The following is a 1,966-nucleotide window of genomic DNA, read 5'->3' on the forward strand; positions in this document are numbered from 1 at the left end:
CGCCTCGGCGGTGATCGCGCACGCAGGTGGCGCCGAGCAGCAAGCCCGGCTGTTGCCCGGCCTGATCGACGGGTCGGTCACGGCCGGCGTCGGGGTCGGTGGCGACCTGCAGGTCTCCGACGGTGTGGCCAACGGCGACGCCGGGATCGTGCTCGGTGCAGGGCTGGCCGACCTGCTGGTGCTCGTTGCGGGCGACGATGTGCTGCTGCTCGACCGCGGCCGCGACGGCGTCTCGGTGGAGGTACCGGAGAACTTCGACCCGACCCGGCGATCGGGCCGCGTCCGCCTGTCGCACGTACAGGTCGGTGACCAGGACATTTTGGCGGGTGCGCGCGCCGCCGCACTGGCGCGTGCCCGGACCCTGCTGGCGGCCGAAGCCGTCGGCGGTGCGAGCGACTGCGTGGAGTCCGCGGTCGAATATGCCAAGGTGCGCAAGCAATTTGGCCGTACCATCGCGACTTTCCAGGCGGTCAAACATCACTGCGCCAACATGCTGGTAGCCGCGGAGTCCGCGCTTGCCGCGGTTTGGGACGCCGCTCGTGCGGCGGGCGAGGACGAGCAGCAATTCCAGCTGATCTCCGCCGTCGCCGCGACGCTCGCCTTCCCCGCCTACGCGCGCAACGCGGAACTCAACGTCCAGGTGCACGGTGGCATCGGCTACACCTGGGAGCACGACGCGCATCTGCATCTACGTCGTGCGCTGGTGAGTTCGGCGTTGCTCGGCGGTGACGCACCGGCGCGCGACGTGTTCGACTTGACGGCTGCGGGCGTCGTCCGGGACAACAGTCTGGATCTGCCGCCGGAGGCCGAGCAGCTGCGCACCCAGATCCGCTCCGACGCAGCCGAACTCGCGGGTTTGGACAAGAACGCGCAGCGCGACAAGCTGATCGAGACCGGCTATGTGATGCCGCACTGGCCCAAGCCGTGGGGACGTGCCGCCGATGCGGTGGAGCAGCTGGTCATCGAAGAGGAGTTCCGCGCCGCCGGTATCAAACGGCCGGACTACGGGATCACCGGCTGGGTCATCCTGACGTTGATCCAGCACGGAACCGATTGGCAGATCGAAAGGTTCGTCGAGAAGGCGCTACGCAAGGACGAGATCTGGTGCCAGCTGTTCTCCGAGCCCGAAGCGGGCTCGGACGCGGCGTCGGTCAAGACCCGCGCCACCCGGGTGGACGGCGGCTGGAAGATCAACGGGCAGAAGGTGTGGACGAGTGGCGCGCAATACTGCGCCCGTGGCCTGGCCACCGTGCGCACCGATCCCGAAGCGCCCAAGCACGCCGGCATCACCACGGTGATCGTGGACATGAACGCCCCGGAGGTCGAGGTCCGTCCGCTGCGGCAGATGACCGGTGGGGCAGAGTTCAACGAGGTGTTCTTCAATGACCTGTTCGTGCCGGACGAGGACGTCGTCGGGGCGCCCAATTCCGGTTGGACGGTGGCGCGCGCGACGCTGGGCAACGAGCGGGTCAGCATCGGTGGCAGCGGCTTGTTCTACGAGGCGTTGGCCCCGCAGCTGGTGAAGGCCGCTCAGCAACAAGGAGATCGCCTGGCGGGGGCAGTGATTCGCGTCGGCACCTATCTGGCCGAAGAGAGTTCGCTGCGACTGCTCAACCTGCGGCGCGCGGCGCGCAGTGTCGAAGGATCGGGTCCCGGGCCGGAGGGTAACGTCACCAAACTCAAGCTGGCCGATCACATGATCGAGGGCGGTGCCATTTCCGCCGCGCTGGCGGGCCCCGAGGCGGCATTGTTGGACGGGCCGGGCGCGTTTGCCGGGCGTTTGGTGATGGGAGCCCGCGGCATGGCGATCGCGGGCGGGACCTCGGAGGTGACCCGCAACCAGATCGCTGAGCGGATCCTCGGCATGCCGCGCGACCCGCTGATCAATTAGGGCCGCGCGCCGCTGTTCGGTTAGCCGCGAGCAGACGCAGAGTCGCACAAAATCCGGCGGATGCGTGCGATTCTG

Annotated in this window: 1 protein-coding gene; it reads left to right on the forward strand. The window is 68.4% G+C overall.

Annotated features, from left to right (window positions below; translation table 11 throughout):
- Positions 1-1,891: acyl-CoA dehydrogenase family protein (locus tag A9X01_RS26475; RefSeq protein WP_172832613.1), on the forward strand; the 1,891-nt coding region annotated here is incomplete at its 5' end.
- Positions 1,892-1,966: the final 75 nt, after the last annotated feature.

This window comes from Mycobacterium asiaticum (assembly GCF_001668675.1).
Lineage (GTDB): Bacteria > Actinomycetota > Actinomycetes > Mycobacteriales > Mycobacteriaceae > Mycobacterium > Mycobacterium asiaticum_D.